Genomic DNA, 17,045 nt, shown 5'->3' on the forward strand with positions numbered 1-17,045 from the left:
ATGAGACCCCCTCGGCGGCGCCCTCCCGCTTAGTGTCGGAACGGTGATGAAAACGATCGTCCTCGACATCGGCGAAACCCTCGTACGCGACGACCGGCACTGGGCGTCCTGGGCCAACTGGCTCGGCGTGCCGCCGCACACGCTCAGTGCGCTGGTGGGCGCGGCCGTCGCCCAGGGCCGCGAGGCCACGGACGCGCTGCGCGTCCTGCGGCCGGACATGGACGTCGAGGAGGCGTACCGCGCGCGGGCCGCCGCCGGGCGCGGAGAACACCTCGACGAGTCGGACCTCTACCAGGACGTCCGGCCCGCCCTGGGCGAGCTGCGGGCCGCGGGCATCCGGGTCGTGGTGGCGGGGAACGGCTCCGTCCGGGCCGCGGAGCTGCTGCGGGGCCTGGACCTGCCCGCCGACCTGGTGGTCACCTCGGACGAGTGGGGCGCCCGGAAGCCGGACCCGGCGTTCTTCGCGCGGGTGGCGGAGGTGGCGGGCGCGGCCCCGGAGGCGACGCTGTACGTGGGCGACCACCCGGCCGAGGACCTCTTCCCGGCCGCGGCGGCGGGGATGCGGACGGCGCATCTGCGGCGGGGGCCGTACGGGCACTGGTGGGCGGAGCATCCGGACGTGGTGGGGACGGCGGACTTCCGCATCGACGCGCTGACGGAGCTGGTGGGGTTGGTGGGGTTGGTGGGGTCCGCGGCCCGGGACGCGCCGGATACTCCGCCCGGCGAGGAGGACAAGGTGGTGCGGCGGGGCGGGTTGAGGTCGGTCCGGTGAGCGCGCCCAGCCCGTCCGGCGTGCGCCCTTCCAGCCCGTCCGGCGTGCGCCCTCCCAGCCCGTCCGGCGTTTGAGGACGGAACCGTCCGGGCGGCCCGGACGGGCTGGAGTAGGCGCCCCCCGGACGCCGGGCCCTGGGTCCTGTCGTCAAACTGGCCCTAGTCGCCCAGCACCGCCTGCATCACGCTCTTCGCGATCGGGGCGCCGAGCCGGCCGCCCGAGATGTCGGAGCGGGAGATGTCCATGTCGGTCGGGTCGATGAACACGGCGACCGCGACCGAACGGCCGTCGTCCTTCTTGCCGTAGCTGACGAACCAGCCGTACGGGACCTTGTCGCGGACGTCCACGCCGCGCTGGGCGGTGCCCGTCTTGCCGCCGACCGTCACACCGTCGATCAGGGCGCGCTGGGCGCTGCCCTCCTTCGCGGTGTGCTCCATCATCTCCTGGACCTTCTTCGCCGTCTCCGGCGAGACCGCCTGGCTCATCTCCATCGGCTCGTTCTTCTCCAGCGTGGAGAGGTCCGGGCCGCGCAGCTCGTCGACGATGTAGGGCTGCATCAGCTTGCCGTCGTTGGCGAGGGCGGCGGTGACCATCGCCATCTGCATCGGGGTGCTGGTGAGGCTGCCCTGGCCCATGCCGGTGAGGGCCGTGCCGGGCTTGTCGAGCTTCGGCGGGTAGAGGCTCTTCGTGGCGAGCATGTCGCCGAACTCCTCCGCGTACACGTCCTCGTTGAAGCCGAACTTCTCCGCCGTCTCCCGCATCCGGTCCTCGCCCAGTTCGGACGCCGCGTCGAGGAAGACGTTGTTGCAGGAGTACTGCATGGCGGTCTTCATCGACGCCTTGTTGCACACCGCGTCGCCCGCCTCGCTGCCGATCTTGTTGCTGGAGAGCGGCAGGGGGTACGGGGACACCGCGTCCGTCTTGGCGTCCACGTCCGTGACCACGCCGTGCTCCAGCGCCGCCGCGGCGGTGAGGATCTTGAAGGTGGAGCCGGGCGGGTAGGTCTCGCGCAGCGGGCGGTTGGCCAGCGGCTTGCCCTTCTTCTTCTCCAGCGCCGTGAAGCGGTCGCTCTCCTTGAACGAGATCCCGGCGAAGGTCTCGGGGTCGTACGAGGGCGTGGAGACCAAGGACAGCACCTTGCCGGTGCGCGGGTCCAGGGCGACCACCGCGCCCCGGGCGCCCAGGTCCGTCAGCCCCTTGTAGGCCGCCTTCTGCGCCTTGGCGTCGATCGTGGTGATCACGTCGCCGCCGCGCCGGGGCTGCCCCGTCAGGATGTCCTTGGCGTGCCGGAAGGCGAACCGGTCGTCCTGGCCGCTGAGGACACTGTCGTAGGTCCGCTCCAGCAGCGAGGTGCCCCGGGACTGGGAGGCGTACCCGGTGACGGGCGCGTACATCGGGCCGTCCTTGTTGGTCCGCAGGAACGCGTAGTCGCGGCTCTCGGTCTCCTTCGACCCGGTGATCGCCTTGCCGCCGACGATGATGTCGCCGCGCGGGGTGGAGAACCGTTCGAACCTCACCCGGGCGTTGTTCTCGTGCTGGGCCAGCTCCTGGCGGTCGACGTGCTGGAGCCAGTTGGCCCGCAGCAGCAGGGCCAGCACCAGCAGCCCGCAGAAGATGGCTATGTGCCGCAACGGCCTGTTCATTCCACTCCCCACCCGGGCGGGCTCCGGTCCGTACGACGGGGGGCCCGCCGACCGGGCCCGCGTATGCGTTCCCCGGTGAACAAGGATGCCTTGTGGGCGTGTGCGGTTGCACCGGCGGCCCCGGTCGCCCCTCATCAGGGGGACGGGGCGTAGGCGTCAGGGGTACGCGGCGTGAGCGCCGGAGATACGCGACGTAGTCGTCAGAGGTACGCGGCGTAGCCGTCAGAGGTACGCGGCGTAGGCGTCAGAGGTACGCGGCGTAGGCGTCAGAGGTACGCGGCGTAGTCGTCCAGCGTCCGCAGGACCTCCGGTTCGTCCGCCGGGGGCAGCTGGAGCACGACCTCCTCGATGCCCAGATCCGCGTAGTGGGCGAGCTTCCCGGGGCTGGGCAGGACCGCGTACGGCACCACCCGGAGGTCCTTCGGGTCGCGCCCGGCCTCCTCCCAGACCGTCCGGAGCTTCGGCAGGGACGCGGTGAGGCCCCCGCCGCCGATGGGCAGCCAGCCGTCCGCGTACTCCGCGATGTGCGCGAACAGCTTCGGGCCCGCCCCGCCGCCGATCAGGGTGCGCGGGCCGTTGACCGGGCCGCGCGGCCGCCGGGCCGGCTTGGGGTGCGCCTCGCTCGCCCGCACCGACCCGAAGGCGCCCTCGTACGCGGTCGGCTCGTCCGCCCACAGGGCCCGCATGAGCGCCATCCGGTCCCGGACCAGGTCCCGGCGCGTCGGCCACTCCACCCCGTGGTCGGCCGCCTCCTCGACGTTCCAGCCGTAGCCGATGCCGAGGGTGAACCGGCCGCCGGAGAGGTGGTCCAGGGTGGCCGCCTGTTTGGCGAGGCCGATCGGGTCGTGCTGGGCGACCAGGGTGATGCCGGTGCCCAGGGCGAGGCGCTCGGTGACGGCGGCGGCCTGGCCGAGGGCGACGAAGGGGTCCAGGGTGCGGCCGTACTCCCGGGGCAGCTCACCGCCCATCGGGGACGGCGTGCTGCGGATCACCGGAATGTGCGTGTGCTCGGGCAGATACAGTCCGCCGAACCCCCGCTGCTCCAGTTCGCGGGCGAGCCTGACCGGGGTCACCGTCTCGTCGGTGAGGAAGATCGTTGTGGAGATCCGCATCGAGAACACCTCCGTCGTCCGTCAGCGCGTCATGCGTGCGAAGGGCCAAGGTATGCCGTACGACAAGGAAATCCGAGACCGTCGCCCGTGTGCGACGGAAGCGGAGGGAGAGGAGCTGCGATGGGGCCGGGACTGGGACCGGGAAGGGGAACGGGGCCGGGGCTGGGGTACTTCCTGCTGCCGGCGGGCGGCGCGCTGAGCCTGACCGGGGTCGCCACCGGCAACGGCACGCTGATCAGCCTGAGCTGGATCATGTGGGTGCTCGGGATCCTGCTGCTGTTCCGGAACCGTTCCCGCCGCCCCGTCGATCCGCGGAAGCTCGCGGCGGCTGCCGCCGCCGGGGACGCCCGGGCCGTACGGGGGCTGCGGGCGCTCGGCCTGGCCGCGCGGGCCGAGGGGCGTCCCGACGCGGCCGAGCGGCTGCTGCGGCAGGCGGTGGAGGCCGGTGACGTGGAGTCGATGTGGGAGCTGGGCCGCCTGGTCGAGCAGCGCGAGGGCCTGGCGGCGGCGGAGCCGTGGTTCCGGATGGCGGCCCAGGGCGGGCACGCGGTGGCCAGGCGGCTGTTCCGGCCGGGCGGCGCGCTGCACCCGGACGGGTCGGACCCGGCCCCGTGACTCCCTCCGCGCCACGCGGGCCGCGGCGCGGCCACCCCGCGTCGTCGCCTCGCCCCTCGCCCGAGCCAGGTGGTTCCCGGCCACTCCCCACCCCTCGCGCTTTAGGTTAGCCTTACCTAAAGTGACCTTCCGGGTATGGGCCGGGGCACCGGGGCGAGGCAGGAGACACCGTGGGGCATGGCTGGGAAGGCGTCGTTCTCAAACTGTTCCGGGGGCGTGACTTCACCTTCACGGTGACCGGCTCGGAACGGGTCACCGACCGCTTCCACCGGGTGCGCGTGACCGATGGCGGGCTGCTCGCCGCGACCGGCGGGGCCCACCCGACGATGTGGGTGCGGCTGTGGTTCGAGAAGGACGGCAAGCCGCATCAGCGCGCCTACACCCTGGTGGACCCCGACCCGGAGACGGGGACGTTCGCCCTGGAATTCGCCCTGCACGCGGGACCCGCCTGCGACTGGGCGACGACCGTCGAGATCGGCGGGACGATCGACGCGACGCTCCAGGGCAGCGGCTTCACGCTGCCCGATCCGGCGCCCACGCGGCTCTTCGTGATCGGTGACGCGGCGGCGCTGCCCGCGATCAACTCCCTGCTGGACGCGGTCCCGTCGACCCCGGCGACGATCTGGTTCGAGACCGCGCACGAGGAGGACCGGAAGCTGCCGTTCCGCCTGGACGAGGCCCACCACACCCTGCACCACGTGGAGCGCGCCGAGGCGGGCGGGCGGCTCGTCTCCGAGGTGAGGGCGGCCCTGCCGGAGCTGCTGGGCGAGGACCACACGGACGCGTACGTCTGGGTCGCCTGCGACACGGCGACCACCCGGACCCTGTCGGCGTACCTCCGCAAGGAGCTGGGCCTGCCCAAGGACCGGGTGAACGCGCTGGGTTACTGGCGGCCGTAGGGTCCAGCAGCTGCGGCACCGGGGCGGTACCGGGGGTTCCGGCCGGCCCGACGCCGGGGCGGTACCGGGTTCCGGCCGGCCCCGGCGCTCGCCGTGCGCGAGCCTACGCACCGCCCCTGGACCGCAGTGCCCTGCGCAGCAGGACGCCGCCGATTCCCACCAGGCTCGGGAACCCGCTCTTCGGCATGGCCACCGTGCCCACCACGCCGACGGCGGCCAGGGCGATGCCCGCCGCGCGCTGGGCCGGGATGTCGTCGTGCTCCTCCGCCGAGCTCAGCAGGCGGCCGCCCAGCCACAGGGTGGGGGCGGCGGCCATGAACCAGAAGGCGGCGGCACGGTCGCCCCGGTCGGGCACGGAGTCGACCACGTCCCGCCCCAGTTCGGCGAGCACGTCGCGGTAGATCACCGCCCCGACCGCACCGTGGGCGATACCGACCACCTGGAGCCAGCGCCCCATCGAACGTCGCGTCATGGCCTCATCGTAGGAGGCGTCGCGCGGGCCAGGGGTCAGTCCTCGACCACGAGGGCCGGGGTCTCCTTCGTCAGGACCTCGCCCCGGAAGAACGCCGGACTGCGGCGTTCCATCGCGACCATGAGCACCACGCCGAGGAGCAGCAGCCCGACCCCGATGACGAACACCGACCCGACGCCGAGGACGGAGGATCCGGAGCCGTACGCCGGGTCCCACATGTCGTAGAGGGTCTTGGCGAAGACGGCGGCGAGCAGGACGCCGCCGAGCAGCGGGAAGAGGCCCTTGAAGACCAGGTCCCGGGCGGAGCGGGCCAGTTCGGCGCGGAAGTACCAGACGCAGGCGAAGGCGGTCAGCGCGTAGTAGAAGCAGATCATGAGGCCGAGCGCGTAGATGGTGTCGACCAGGACGTGCTCGCTGACCAGGGTCATCACGGTGTAGAAGACGCCGGTGCCGATGCCCGCCGTGATCGTCGCCCGGCCAGGGGTCCTGAAGCGGGGGTGGACCTTGGCGTACGAGGCCGGCATCGCCTCGTACGCGGACATCGCGAGCACCGTGCGGGCGACCGGGATGAACGTGGTCTGGAGGCTGGCGGCGGCCGAGGCGAGGACGGCGACGAAGAGCAGCACGCCGAGGCCGGGGCCCATCACCGGTCCGGCGAGGGCGGCGAAGACGTTGTCGGAGGTCTCCGGGTTGGCGAGGCCGAGCCCGGAGGTGCCGGAGCCGACGGCCATCTGCGCGGCGATGCCGGTGGCGAGGTAGGAGCCGACCAGGACGACCATCGCGATGAGGGCCGCGCGGCCGGGGGTCTTCTCGCTGCCGGTGGTCTCCTCGTTGGCGGTCAGACAGGCGTCCCAGCCCCAGAACATGAAGATCGAGAGGGAGAGCCCGGCGGTGAAGGCCGCGAAGGACTGGACGGCGAAGGGGTTCAGCCAGGACCAGGAGAAGTCGAGCGAGGAGGCGAACTCCGGCGCGCCGCTGCCCGCCCTGCTCAGGGCCATCACCACGAACACGGCGAGGACGGCCAACTGGAGCCCGACCAGGGCGTACTGGATGCCCTTGGTGGCGGTCATCCCCCGGTAGCTGATGGCGGTGGCGACGGCGATGAGGACGAGGCACGTGAGGATGTGGACCGGCTTGCTGTCGTCCAGGGCGGCGACCGACGCGCTGCCGGTGATCTCCCCCGCGAGCAGCCAGAAGTACGAGGTGGCGACGCCCGCCAGGTTGGACAACACGATGATCGTCGCGATGACCAGGCCCCAGCCGCACATCCAGCCGACGCGGGGGCCGAACGCCTTCACCGTCCAGGTGAAGGACGTACCGCAGTCCGGCATCGCCCGGTTCAGCTCGCGGTAGGCGAAGGCCACGAGCAGCATCGGCAGGAATCCGGCCAGGAAGACGGCGGGCATCTGCACGCCGACCTCTCCGGCGGTGGAGCCGAGGGTGGAGGTCAGGCAGTAGACGGGGGCGACGGTGGAGACGCCGATGACGGCGCTGCCCATGAGGCCGACGGAGTTCCCGCCGAGCCCCTTGCCGCGTACGCCGCCCCGGCCGTCACCGCCGTCGGCCGGGGCGCTTCCCCGTACCGTGTCTCCGGCCCGTGGCCGCGCGTCCAGCTGAGTCATGAGGAGGACGCTATGCGCTGCGATATCCACATCCGGAGCGCGAGACTCCAACGTCTCACCCTTGGATATATCAGCCAACTCCCCATGAACACTTCATCAATTCAAGGTCATATTCACATGGGACCTTGCATTGCATGCCGCTCGGCCGAGCCTGACGGCGTACGGTAATCGCAGCCCAGTCCGTTTTGTGGCGGTTCAAAATTTTCCCGTGCCCCGGGGAAACGACCTCGGCCGGGCCGGACGATCGCCCGACCGCGCTGACGCCTACCCCGCCGGGGCGGCGGGTGCCGATGAGTTTCACGGCCGCCGGAGGTCAGAAGTGGTAGCCAGGCCGGATCGACCGACGCGGGGGCGATCCGGCCGGCACACGGCACACGCCACCCGCACCCGGCACCCGGCACCCGGCACCCGGCACGAACGATCGACTGAGCGAGGAGAACGACCATGACGGCTTCCACCGACGACAGCACCGACACCACCAGCACCGGGGGCATCACAGGCCTCGGGATCATCATCGGCAGCACCGACTCCGCCGCCCTGATCGCCTGGTACCGGGCCGCCCTGGAGCCCCTGGGCGCCCGCTGGGCGGAGCACCTCCTGATCGTCGGCCCCGGGGCGATCATCGGATTCGACGAACGGGACGACGTGGCGGACAAGGCCGCCGAGCCGGGTCGGCAGCTGATCAACCTCACCGTGCGCGACATCCGGGCGGCCGAGAAGCATCTCAACACGCTCGGGGTGACCTGGGCGCGGCCCGTCGAGGACACCGGGGACGGCTGGTTCTTCTCCACGATCGTGGACCCGGTGGGCAATTACGTCCAGATCCTCCAGGGCCCGGGAACACCCTGAATCCCGTCCTCCGCACGGCACGGGCGGTTACGTTGTCGAGGCCATCCGACCAAGGGGATTCCAGCACACGCGCCGAACGCGCCGAACGCGCCGAACATCCGGAAAAGGTCGGCGTCGCCCGCTCCGCCGGGAACGGGCCTCGTCGCCCTCTGCGACCTCACCGAACGGGAAGTGCTCTGTTCCGGCACGCCCGGACCGTACAAGAACAACTCACCACCGAGGGAGAGCAACCGAAGCACCGGCCCCGTGGTCTGCTGCTGGCTGCCACAGCGGAACAGGCGGGCCTGCGGCAGCCGCCGCCCGGCCGGCCCACACCTCACAGGTCCCGTACGACCCCGTCCGGATCGGCGGCGGCCTCCTCGGCGAACTCCGGGAAGTCCACGTTCGCGAGCTGGAGATTCCCGTGGACCATGTGGGCGGCGGCAGGAACCACACGCGCCTCGCGGGGCGGCGGCGCGTCGATGAGCTCCTGGTAGTACATCGGATCCAGGTCCTCGTCGTCATCGGCGCCGAGGTCGAGCGCGAGCAGCGGACGCAGGGGCGAGCGCATGGTGACGCCGTCCGCGAGGAACACCACACTCAGCTCCTCGTCCCGCGCCGCCACGACCAGAGCATCCTCGCTGGTCGCCCCGTCCCACCGCCGGTCCTCGACCAGGTGTGCCGACGACTCCGATCGCCCCTCGTCCCCCGCGACACGGTCGAACTCGGCGACGACTTCCCGCCACGCGGCGTCATCGGTCCAGTCGGTCCGGATGACGAGAGGCGCCCACTCATCGGCCCTGACGATCTCCGACAACTCTTTCACCATCTGCTCCCCGGCCCGTACGGTCAACTCACGGAACCCTCCCACGCACTGCTGACAGCCACCCGCGCGCGTGGGTGATCGATACCCAAGAGGGGCGGCGGTGCCGCAGGCGGCCGGCGGTCAGCGGTCAACGTTCAGCGGGCGGGACGTTCTCGGCCCGCCTTCCGCATGGCTGCGCACCAACGTGGCGTCCGTTTCCTGCCAGCAACAGCCCGTGGGCCGATCCAGCATGGGCGCATGACCGCATACACCGTGCTCCCCATCGCCCCGGCCGCCCTGAAGGAACTGCGCGCCGTCGACGACGCGGGCCGTCCCTGCGCCTCGTACATCGCGACCGGCGACGACGCGGGCTCGCCGCTGCGCTGCTGCCTGCGCGCGATCACGCTCGGCGAGCGGATTGCCCTGGTCTCGTACGCCCCGCTGCGTCGCTGGGCCGCCACGAGCGGTGCGGATCCGGGCGCGTACGACGAACAGGGCCCCGTCTTCATCCACGCCGATGACTGCGGCGGGTTCGCCCCCGGCGAGAGCTACCCCTCCGCCCGGCCGGGCGCACTGCGTACCGTGCGCCGCTATGACGCCCGGGGCCATATCGCGGGTGGCCGGCTTCTGGAGATTCCGGCCGACGCCGCGACGGCCTTCGACGCGGCCTTCGACGAAGCGTTCAGCGATCCGAACGTGGTGCTCCTGCACGTCAGGGCACTGGAATACGGATGCTTCCACTTCGAGGTGCGACGGCCCCCGGCCCATGAGCATGCCGTTCCGTACGGCCGCGACGAAGACCGGCCACTGCTCGGCTGATCAGTTCAGGGCAGGCAGGTCTGCTGCCACGCGATCGAGGTCACGGTGAGAGCGGCACCGGCCAGGCTCTGCCCTGAGACCGTCCGGCTCCCGAGGCAGTACGCCTGGGAGTCGGCCGCACGGGACCACGGCCGGCCTCGCCGAGGCCCAGCGCCTCCTGTGCCCGCGATTCTGAACGCCCCCTCCACGCCTTGCCGTTGACAGGGACGAGCCCGGGCGGGATTCTGCGAGAGCGCGCTTCTATCGATGTAAATCGTCATGGCAGTCGGTCATCGCACTGCCACTGCCCCCGTCACCGACACCGCCGCCCCCGTTGCCGTCATCGCATCCCCCCACCCCAGGAGCGACCCGATGCGCAAGCTCAGGAATGCTTTCCGCCGCTCGTCCGGCCTCGGCGCGCTCGCGCTGGCCGGTGCCCTCGCCGCGACGCTCCTCCTCTCGCCTCCCGGCACCGCCCAGGGCGCGCAGCCCCCCACCGAGGCCGCACCGCAGGGGCAGACCAGCCTCCGTGCGGCCGACCCCAGCGTGTTGCGGGTGGGCAGTACGTACGTCGGCGTCCAGTCGACCGGCGGCGGCATCGTCGTACGGCAGGCGTCGTCCACGGACGGGCTGGCCACCGCGCCCGCCCGGCAGGTGTGGTCCGACACCCGGGGCCGCGGGGAGGTCTGGGCCCCGGCCATCAGCTCCGCCTCCCCGGACACCGGGTACGGGCCGGAGACCCAACTCGCCCTCCCCGACGACAAGTGGGCCATCGACGGCACCCTGTTCACGTTCGAGGGACAGCGCTGGTTCGTCTGGTCCGGGTGGGCCGGCGACACCAACGTCGAGCAGAACCTCTACATCGCCCGGATGAGCAGCCCGACCCGGCCCACCGGCGCGCGGTACGTCATCTCGCAGCCGCGCGAGAGCTGGGAGCGGGTGGTCGGCAACCCGTTCATCAACGAGAGCCCGGAGGCCATCAAGGACCCGAACGGGCAGCTGCACCTCACGTACTCCGCCAACGGCAGTTGGAGCGACCAGTACTGCCTGGCCGACCTGCGGCTGCGCAAGGGCGGCGACCCCACGTACGTATGGGACTGGTACAAGTCGAACGGTTGCCTCTTCGGCTCCAACCGGGCGACGATGATGGCCGGTTGGGACCCGACGCTGTATGTGAACGGCCCCGGTCACCACACCTTCGTCCGCTCCACGGGGACATCAACACCAGCCCGCCCGCAGGTCCGAGGTTCCCGTCGATGTACCACGCGGTCGCGAAGGGCACCCCCTACTCCTGGGCCAACCGCCACTGGTACACCGGCACCTTCGTCTGGTGGGGCGAGACCACCTACTCCCGCGCCAACGTCCCCGGCCCCACCTCCGACAAGGGATGGAGCCTGAAGTTCTTCGAGTGATGGGCCGGGGGCGGGGGCACGGGCGTCGCGGCCGGGGTGGCGGTCTGCGTCAGGGCGGCCTGACCACCCCGCCCGGCCCGGGCGGGGAGCCCGGCTCCCCGCCCGGGCCGGGCCAGGGCTCCCGCCCGGGCCGGGCTCGGGCTCCCCGCGCGGGCCCGGCCCGGCGTGGCGAACCTGTGCACGAAGAGTTGAGCACCGCTCTCCTAAAGCGGTGCTCACGGTCGGCCCGCCCCGCCCCTCACTTGCGGTACAGCGCCTCGATCTCCCCCGCGAAATCCCGCGCGATCGCGTCCCGCTTCAGCTTCAGCGACGGCGTCAGGTGGCCCGCCTCCTCCGTGAAGTCCACCGGCAGGACAGTGAACCTACGGATCGACTCCGCGCGGGAGACCAGGCGGTTGGCCTCGTCGACCGCCTTCTGGAGCGACGTGCGCAGGTCCTCGTCGTGGACCAGGTCCCGCGTCGGGATGTCCTGCTTCTTGGTCATCCGGCGCCAGTGCTGGAGGCCGTCCGGCTCCAGGGTGATCAGGGCGGTGATGAACGGGCGGTTGTCGCCGACGACCATGCACTGGCTGACCAGGGGGTGGGCGCGCAGCCAGTCCTCCAGCGGGGCCGGGGTGACGTTCTTGCCGCCCGACGTGATGATGATGTCCTTCTTGCGGCCCGTGATCGTCAGGTAGCCGTCCTCGTCCAGTGCGCCCAGGTCGCCCGTGGGGAACCAGTCGTCCGGCAGGAGCGCCGGGGTCGCCTCCGCCCGTCCGCCGTCCCAGTAGCCCCTGAAGACCTGGCCGCCCCGCAGAAGCACCTCGCCGTCGTCCGCGATGCGCACCGACGTACCGGGCAGTGGCCAGCCGACCGTGCCCAGCCGGGGTTTGAGGGGCGGGGTCACCGTGTGGGCGGCCGTGGTCTCCGTCAGGCCGTATCCCTCGAAGATGCCGATGCCCGCGCCCTCGTAGAACGCGGCGAGCCGGCGGCCCAGCGGGGAGCCGCCGCAGATCACGTACCGGACCCGGCCGCCGAGCGCCGCCCGGATACGGCGGTAGACCAGCGGGTCGTACAGGGCGCGGGCGGCGCGCAGGCCCAGGCCGGGGCCCGGTCCTGTGCCGTGTTCGGCGGCCTCGACCGCCTGGCCGTAGCGCTGGGCGATGCGTGCCGCGCGGTCGAACGAGGAGGCCCGGCCCATCTGTTCGGCCGTCGCCCGGCCCGTGTTGTAGACCTTCTCCAGGACGTACGGGATGGCGAGGAGGAAGGTGGGACGGAAGCCGGCCAGGTCGGCGAGAAGGTCCTCCGTCCGGATGGAGGGGGCGTGGCCCAGGCGCACCCTGGCCCGCATGCAGCCGATCGCCACCATGCGGCCGAACACATGGGAGAGGGGGAGGAAGAGGAGCGTGGAAGCCGGGTCCTTCGAGACCGACTTGAAGACCGGGTGGAGGAGTTCGATCGCGTTGTCGACCTCGGCGAAGAAGTTGCCGTGGGTCAGGACGCAGCCCTTCGGGCGGCCCGTGGTGCCCGAGGTGTAGATCAGGGTGGCGGGGGTGTCCGGTTCCAGGGAGGCCCGGCGGGCCGTGACCGCCGCGTCCGGGATGTCCGCGCCGAGAGCCTTCAGCCGGCCGATCGCCCCGGTGTCGAACTGCCACAGATGCGCCAGGCCGTCGAGCTGCTTGCGCTCCTGGCTGATCAAGCGGCCTTGTTCCCTCGTCTCCACCGCGCACGCCACCGCACCCGAGTTCTGGAGGATCCAGCGGACCTGGAACGCGGAGGAGGTCGGGTAGATGGGGACCGTCACCAGGCCGGCCGCCCACGACGCGAAGTCCAGCAGCGTCCACTCGTACGTCGTCCGGGCCATGATCGCGACCCGGTCTCCCGCCCGCAGCCCTTCCGCCATCAGGCCCTTGGCCACCGCCAGCACCTCTGCGGCGAACTCTGCGGCCGTCACGTCCTGCCACGTGCCCTCGGCGTCCTTGCGGCTGAGCACCGGGTCCGACGGTGCCTGGAGGGCGTTGTCGAACGGGATCTCGGCGAGCGAGCCGCGCTCCACGGCCGGTGCGAACTTCGGTACGGAGACCTCCTGGACCCTCCCGTCGGGGCCTCGCTTCTTCGTCGGCTCGACCAGAACGGGCGTGGCTGCGGGTGCGGTCGCGGGTGCGGTCGCGGCAGCGGAAGGTGGCGTTGACACGTGCGGCTCCTCGGTTCGGGGGTCGGGCGGGTCGGTTCGCCGGGTCGTCCGTCCGGCAGGGGAAATGCGGAGGTGGCGGGCGGGTCGGTTCGCCGTCCGTCCGTCCGGCGGAGGGGTACGGAGGTGGCGGGCAGGTCGGCTCGCCGGGTCTTCCCTCCGGCGGAGGGGCGCGGAGGTGGCGGGCAGATCGGGTCACCGGGCGTCCGTCCGGCAGGGATGCGGCGCGAGGCAAGCAGGTCAGGGGCGTTCCAGGATGGCGGTCACCCCCTGGCCGCCCGCCGCGCAGATCGAGATCAGGCCCCGGCCCGGCGCGTCCCGCTCCGCGAGCAGCTTGGCCAGGGTGGCGACGATCCGGGCGCCCGTCGCGGCGAACGGGTGGCCGGTGGCCAGGGAGGATCCGGCCACGTTCAGGCGGGTCCGGTCCACCGGGGCCAGGCCCTGCTTCTCCCAGGCGGCGAGGGTGGCCAGCACCTGGGAGGCGAAGGCCTCGTGGATCTCGTACAGGTCGAAGTCCTCGATGCCCAGCCCGGCCCGCTCCAGCAGGCGCGGCACCGCGTACGCCGGGGCCATGAGGAGGCCGTCGTCGCCGTCGACGTGGTCGACGGCCGCCGTCTCGTACAGGGAGAGGTAGGCGAGCGGTTCCAGGCCCCGCTCCCGCGCCCACTCCTCGCTCGCCAGCAGGACCGTCGCCGCCCCGTCCGTCAGCGGGGTCGAATTGCCCGCCGTCATAGTGGGGTTGGGGCCGTCCACTCCGAACACCGGCTTCAGGCCTGCCAGTTTCTCGGCCGTCGACCCCGGGCGGAGGTTCTGGTCGCGGCCCAGGCCCCGGTACGGAACCACCAGGTCGTCCAGGAAGCCTCGTTCGTACGCGGCTGCCAGGCGCTGGTGGCTCGTGGCGGCCAGCAGGTCCTGCTCCTCCCGGCTCACCTGCCAGCGGCGGGCGGTGACTGCGGCGTGCTCGCCCATCGACAGGCCGGTGCGGGGTTCGGCGTTGCGCGGGATGTCCGGCACGAGGTGGCGGGGGCGGACGGCGGCCAGCGCCTTGAGGCGGGCGCCCGTCGTCCTGGCGCGGCGGGCGGCGAGCAGGATGCGGCGCAGTTCGTCGTTGACGCCGAGCGGGGCGTCGCTGGTGGTGTCGGAGCCGCCCGCGATCGCCGAGTCGACGGACCCGAGCGCGATCGTGTTCGCGGCGGCGATCACCGCCTGGAGGCCCGTGCCGCAGGCCTGTTGGATGTCGTACGCCGGGGTGCGCGGGTCGAGCGCGGAGCCGAGGACCGTCTCCCTCGCCAGGTTGAAGTCACGGCTGTGCTTGAGGACCGCGCCCGCGACGAACACCCCGAGCCGGTCCCCGGCCAGGTTGTATCGGTCCACGAGGCCGTCGAGCGCGGCCGTGAGCAGGTCCTGGTTGGAGGCGGTGGCGTACGGGCCGTCGGATCGGGCGAAGGGGGTACGGCTCCCGCCGATGACCGCCACGCGGCGCGGCTGCGGCAGGGCGAGGGGAAGGGACGGTCGCGGGCTCGTCACCGTGACCATCTCGTCTCGGTCGGTCCGGGATTGTTCATCTCGACCAGCTCCTGACTCTTAAGTAACCTTACTCCAGAGTAAATCTACGACCGAGCAGGGAGTCAGGACAATGGCCGATCGCTATCTGCACCTCACCGGCACAGCACCCGGTCGCTTCCTCACCCGGCGGCTCGGCCTGCCGCAGCCCGCCCCCCTGCGCCGCTGGACCCTGGAGACACCGCGTCTGGACGGGCCCCTGCTGCATCTGACCGCCGGGACCTCGGCGATCCGGGACGGGCTGGCCAAGGTGCTGGCCACGACCGGGCTCGCCATCGAGGAGCGGCCGACGCGGCCGGCCGGGATCGTCCTGGACGCCACCGGGGTTGCCTCCGCCCGGGGCCTCGCCGAGGTGCACGCCGCCCTCCACCCCGTCGTACGGTCGCTGGCTCCCGGTGGCCGGATCGTCGTCGTCGGCACGCCGCCGACCGTGGAGGACCACCATCAGGCCGCTGCCCAGCAGGCGTTGGAGGGTTTCGTCCGGTCACTGGGCAAGGAGGTCCGGCGCGGTTCCACGGTCCAGCTCCTGCGGCTCTCGGCCGACGCGACGCCGGGAGCCGCCGAGTCCACCCTCCGTTTCCTCCTCTCCCCCCGGTCCGCGTACGTCAGCGGCCAGGTGATCGAGCTGACCGCCGCCGCCCCGGGCTCCATGCCCGACTGGGCCGCCCCGCTCGCCGGCCGTACCGCCCTGGTCACGGGCGCGGCCCGGGGCATCGGCGCGTCCGTCGCCTCGGTCCTCGCCCGCGACGGGGCCCAGGTGATCGTGCTGGACGTCCCCGGCGCCCAGGACGACCTGGTGCGCACCGCCGACCGGCTCGGGGCCACCGCGCTGCCGCTGGACATCACCGCGCCCGACGCCGCGGCCCGCATCGCCGCCGCCGCACCGGACGGGCTCGACGTCCTCGTCCACAACGCGGGCATCACCCGCGACCGCCGCCTCGCCAACATGCCCGCCGAGCGCTGGGCCCAGGTCATCGAGGTCAACCTCGACAGCGTGCTCCGCACCACCGACGAGCTCCTGGCCTCGGGCGCCCTGAACCGGGGCGGCCGGATCGTCGCCACCGCCTCCATCGCGGGCATCGCGGGCAACGACGGCCAGACCAACTACGCGGCCAGCAAGGCGGGCGTCATCGGCCTCGTCCGCTCGCTCGGGCCGCGCGCCGCCGCCGAGCACGGTGTCACCGTCAACGCGGTGGCCCCCGGCTTCATCGAGACGAGGATGACCGCCGCCGTGCCCTTCCTCATCCGTGAGGCGGGCCGCCGGATGAACTCCCTCTCCCAGGGCGGGCTTCCCGCCGATGTCGCCGAGGCCGTCGCCTGGTTCGCCCAGCCCGCCTCCGGGGCCGTCAACGGCCAGGTGCTGCGCGTCTGCGGCCAGAGCCTTCTGGGGGCGTGAGTCCGGTGACCTCGCTCAGCGCCTCGCTCGCGCGCGGGGCCCTCACCTCGCCGTTCAAGCGCGCCGGACGGCCGGGCGCCACCCTGCCGCCCGACCGCCTCACCCGCCCGGCCGCACCCGTCGCGCCCGGGCCCCTCGCCGCGTACCGGAGCATCTGCGGGTTCCCGGAATCCGGGCCGCTGCCGCTCACGTACCCGCATGTACTGGCCTTCCCGCTCACCATGCGGCTGATGACCGGCCGCGCCTTCCCGCTGCCGGTGCTCGGGCTCGTCCACACCTGGATCGAGATCACCCCGCACCGGGCCGTGGGGCCCGCTGAACCGCTTGAACTGGCCGTTTACGCAGCCGGGTTGAGCCCGCACCGGCGCGGCGCCGAGGTCACGATGGCGACCGAGGCGCGGGTGGGCGGGGAGCTGGTGTGGGAGTCCCGCAGCGGCTATCTGTCCCGGCACCGGCAGGCCACGCCGGACCGCACAACCCCGGACCGCACGACCCCGGGCCGGGCGACCCCGGGCCGGGCGGCAGCCGCGCAGGGGGCCGGCTCCGTCACCGCCGCCGCTCCGGCCGCCGGGAGCCTGCCCGCCCGGGCCGCGTGGCGGCTGCCCGGTGACCTCGGGCGGCGGTACGGAGCCGTCTCCGGGGACCGCAACCCGATCCACCTCCATCCGCTGACCGCCCGGCTGTTCGGCTTTCCCCGGGCCATCGCGCACGGCATGTGGACGGTCGCCCGCTGCCTGGCCGAGGCCGGCGATCCGGCCGCGATCCGTTCCGTACGGGCCGGCTTCAGGGCCCCCGTCCTGCTCCCCGCCACCGTGACGTACGCGGCCGACGCCGCCGGGAACGCCTTCGAACTGCGCGGCCCCGACGGGCGCGTGCACCTCGTGGGATCGGTGGGCCGGACACCCCCTGGCTAGGCCCTGTCGTCAAACTGCCGTCTG

Annotated in this window: 14 protein-coding genes and 1 pseudogene; 8 read left to right on the forward strand and 7 right to left on the reverse strand. The window is 72.5% G+C overall.

Features of this window, described 5'->3' with window-relative positions; translation table 11 throughout:
• The first annotated feature begins 46 nt into the window (after positions 1 to 46).
• Positions 47 to 772, forward strand: coding sequence for an HAD family hydrolase (locus tag PSQ21_RS13365; RefSeq protein ID WP_274035743.1), 726 nt, complete (start codon positions 47 to 49; stop codon positions 770 to 772).
• A 158-nt stretch (positions 773 to 930) separates the two neighbouring features.
• On the opposite strand, the gene PSQ21_RS13370 is transcribed toward PSQ21_RS13365, so the two are convergent.
• Positions 931 to 2,415 carry a peptidoglycan D,D-transpeptidase FtsI family protein gene (locus PSQ21_RS13370; protein ID WP_274030732.1) on the reverse strand — a complete coding sequence of 495 codons (1,485 nt, stop codon included), beginning with the start codon at positions 2,413 to 2,415 and terminating at the stop codon, positions 931 to 933.
• A gap of 266 nt (positions 2,416 to 2,681) precedes the next feature.
• Positions 2,682 to 3,527 carry a TIGR03619 family F420-dependent LLM class oxidoreductase gene (locus PSQ21_RS13375; protein WP_274030733.1) on the reverse strand — a complete coding sequence of 282 codons (846 nt, stop codon included), beginning with the start codon at positions 3,525 to 3,527 and terminating at the stop codon, positions 2,682 to 2,684.
• Between the two features lie 120 nt (positions 3,528 to 3,647).
• Here PSQ21_RS13375 and PSQ21_RS13380 point away from each other — a divergent pair, with 120 nt between their 5' ends.
• Together PSQ21_RS13380 and PSQ21_RS13385 are read left to right on the forward strand one after the other, a co-directional pair.
• Positions 3,648 to 4,142, forward strand: a complete 495-nt coding sequence (locus tag PSQ21_RS13380) for a tetratricopeptide repeat protein (protein ID WP_274030734.1) — start codon at positions 3,648 to 3,650, stop codon at positions 4,140 to 4,142.
• Positions 4,143 to 4,312: 170 nt separating this feature from the next.
• On the forward strand, positions 4,313 to 5,041 hold the full coding sequence (locus PSQ21_RS13385; RefSeq protein WP_274030735.1) for a siderophore-interacting protein: 729 nt from the start codon (positions 4,313 to 4,315) through the stop codon (positions 5,039 to 5,041).
• Positions 5,042 to 5,144: 103 nt separating this feature from the next.
• On the opposite strand, the gene PSQ21_RS13390 is transcribed toward PSQ21_RS13385, so the two are convergent.
• On the reverse strand, positions 5,145 to 5,513 hold the full coding sequence (locus PSQ21_RS13390; protein ID WP_274030736.1) for a DUF6463 family protein: 369 nt from the start codon (positions 5,511 to 5,513) through the stop codon (positions 5,145 to 5,147).
• Between the two features lie 35 nt (positions 5,514 to 5,548).
• Positions 5,549 to 7,135, reverse strand: coding sequence for an APC family permease (locus PSQ21_RS13395; RefSeq protein WP_274030737.1), 1,587 nt, complete (start codon positions 7,133 to 7,135; stop codon positions 5,549 to 5,551).
• Positions 7,136 to 7,579: 444 nt separating this feature from the next.
• Here PSQ21_RS13395 and PSQ21_RS13400 point away from each other — a divergent pair, with 444 nt between their 5' ends.
• Positions 7,580 to 7,984, forward strand: coding sequence for a VOC family protein (locus tag PSQ21_RS13400; protein WP_274030738.1), 405 nt, complete (start codon positions 7,580 to 7,582; stop codon positions 7,982 to 7,984).
• A gap of 316 nt (positions 7,985 to 8,300) precedes the next feature.
• On the opposite strand, the gene PSQ21_RS13405 is transcribed toward PSQ21_RS13400, so the two are convergent.
• Entirely contained in the window at positions 8,301 to 8,792 is a 492-nt protein-coding gene (locus PSQ21_RS13405) for a DUF6924 domain-containing protein (RefSeq protein WP_274030739.1), read from the reverse strand.
• 234 nt (positions 8,793 to 9,026) lie between these two features.
• On the opposite strand from PSQ21_RS13405, the gene PSQ21_RS13410 reads away from it, so the two are divergent.
• Positions 9,027 to 9,587: a DUF1203 domain-containing protein gene (locus PSQ21_RS13410; protein WP_274030740.1), complete on the forward strand. Its 561-nt coding sequence runs from the start codon at positions 9,027 to 9,029 to the stop codon at positions 9,585 to 9,587.
• A 351-nt stretch (positions 9,588 to 9,938) separates the two neighbouring features.
• Positions 9,939 to 10,978: pseudogene (locus PSQ21_RS13415) on the forward strand (glycoside hydrolase family 43 protein).
• 238 nt (positions 10,979 to 11,216) lie between these two features.
• Here PSQ21_RS13415 and PSQ21_RS13420 read toward each other — a convergent pair.
• Entirely contained in the window at positions 11,217 to 13,151 is a 1,935-nt protein-coding gene (locus tag PSQ21_RS13420) for an AMP-dependent synthetase/ligase (protein WP_274030741.1), read from the reverse strand.
• A 237-nt stretch (positions 13,152 to 13,388) separates the two neighbouring features.
• The gene (locus PSQ21_RS13425; protein ID WP_274030742.1) at positions 13,389 to 14,684 is read right to left on the reverse strand and encodes an acetyl-CoA C-acetyltransferase; all 1,296 of its coding nucleotides are present in this window, start codon (positions 14,682 to 14,684) and stop codon (positions 13,389 to 13,391) included.
• Positions 14,685 to 14,784: 100 nt separating this feature from the next.
• Between PSQ21_RS13425 and PSQ21_RS13430 the strand changes: the two genes are divergently transcribed.
• Both PSQ21_RS13430 and PSQ21_RS13435 read left to right on the forward strand, forming a co-directional pair.
• Complete coding sequence (locus PSQ21_RS13430) at positions 14,785 to 16,107, forward strand: 3-oxoacyl-ACP reductase (protein WP_274030743.1); 1,323 nt, start codon at positions 14,785 to 14,787, stop codon at positions 16,105 to 16,107.
• Between the two features lie 5 nt (positions 16,108 to 16,112).
• Complete coding sequence (locus PSQ21_RS13435; RefSeq protein WP_274035745.1) at positions 16,113 to 17,021, forward strand: MaoC/PaaZ C-terminal domain-containing protein; 909 nt, start codon at positions 16,113 to 16,115, stop codon at positions 17,019 to 17,021.
• The last annotated feature ends 24 nt before the right edge of the window (positions 17,022 to 17,045 follow it).

Origin of the sequence: Streptomyces sp. MMBL 11-1 (genome assembly GCF_028622875.1) — a bacterium.
GTDB lineage: Bacteria > Actinomycetota > Actinomycetes > Streptomycetales > Streptomycetaceae > Streptomyces.

Coding starts and splice junctions, on each gene's coding strand:
- PSQ21_RS13380 (WP_274030734.1), top strand. CDS start 3,648: ATGGGGCCGGGACTGGGACCGGGAAGGGGAACGGGGCCGGGGCTGGGG.
- PSQ21_RS13365 (WP_274035743.1), top strand. CDS start 47: ATGAAAACGATCGTCCTCGACATCGGCGAAACCCTCGTACGCGACGAC.
- PSQ21_RS13400 (WP_274030738.1), top strand. CDS start 7,580: ATGACGGCTTCCACCGACGACAGCACCGACACCACCAGCACCGGGGGC.
- PSQ21_RS13405 (WP_274030739.1), bottom strand. CDS start 8,792: ATGGTGAAAGAGTTGTCGGAGATCGTCAGGGCCGATGAGTGGGCGCCT.
- PSQ21_RS13425 (WP_274030742.1), bottom strand. CDS start 14,684: ATGGTCACGGTGACGAGCCCGCGACCGTCCCTTCCCCTCGCCCTGCCG.
- PSQ21_RS13395 (WP_274030737.1), bottom strand. CDS start 7,135: ATGACTCAGCTGGACGCGCGGCCACGGGCCGGAGACACGGTACGGGGA.
- PSQ21_RS13390 (WP_274030736.1), bottom strand. CDS start 5,513: ATGACGCGACGTTCGATGGGGCGCTGGCTCCAGGTGGTCGGTATCGCC.
- PSQ21_RS13410 (WP_274030740.1), top strand. CDS start 9,027: ATGACCGCATACACCGTGCTCCCCATCGCCCCGGCCGCCCTGAAGGAA.
- PSQ21_RS13375 (WP_274030733.1), bottom strand. CDS start 3,527: ATGCGGATCTCCACAACGATCTTCCTCACCGACGAGACGGTGACCCCG.
- PSQ21_RS13430 (WP_274030743.1), top strand. CDS start 14,785: ATGGCCGATCGCTATCTGCACCTCACCGGCACAGCACCCGGTCGCTTC.
- PSQ21_RS13370 (WP_274030732.1), bottom strand. CDS start 2,415: ATGAACAGGCCGTTGCGGCACATAGCCATCTTCTGCGGGCTGCTGGTG.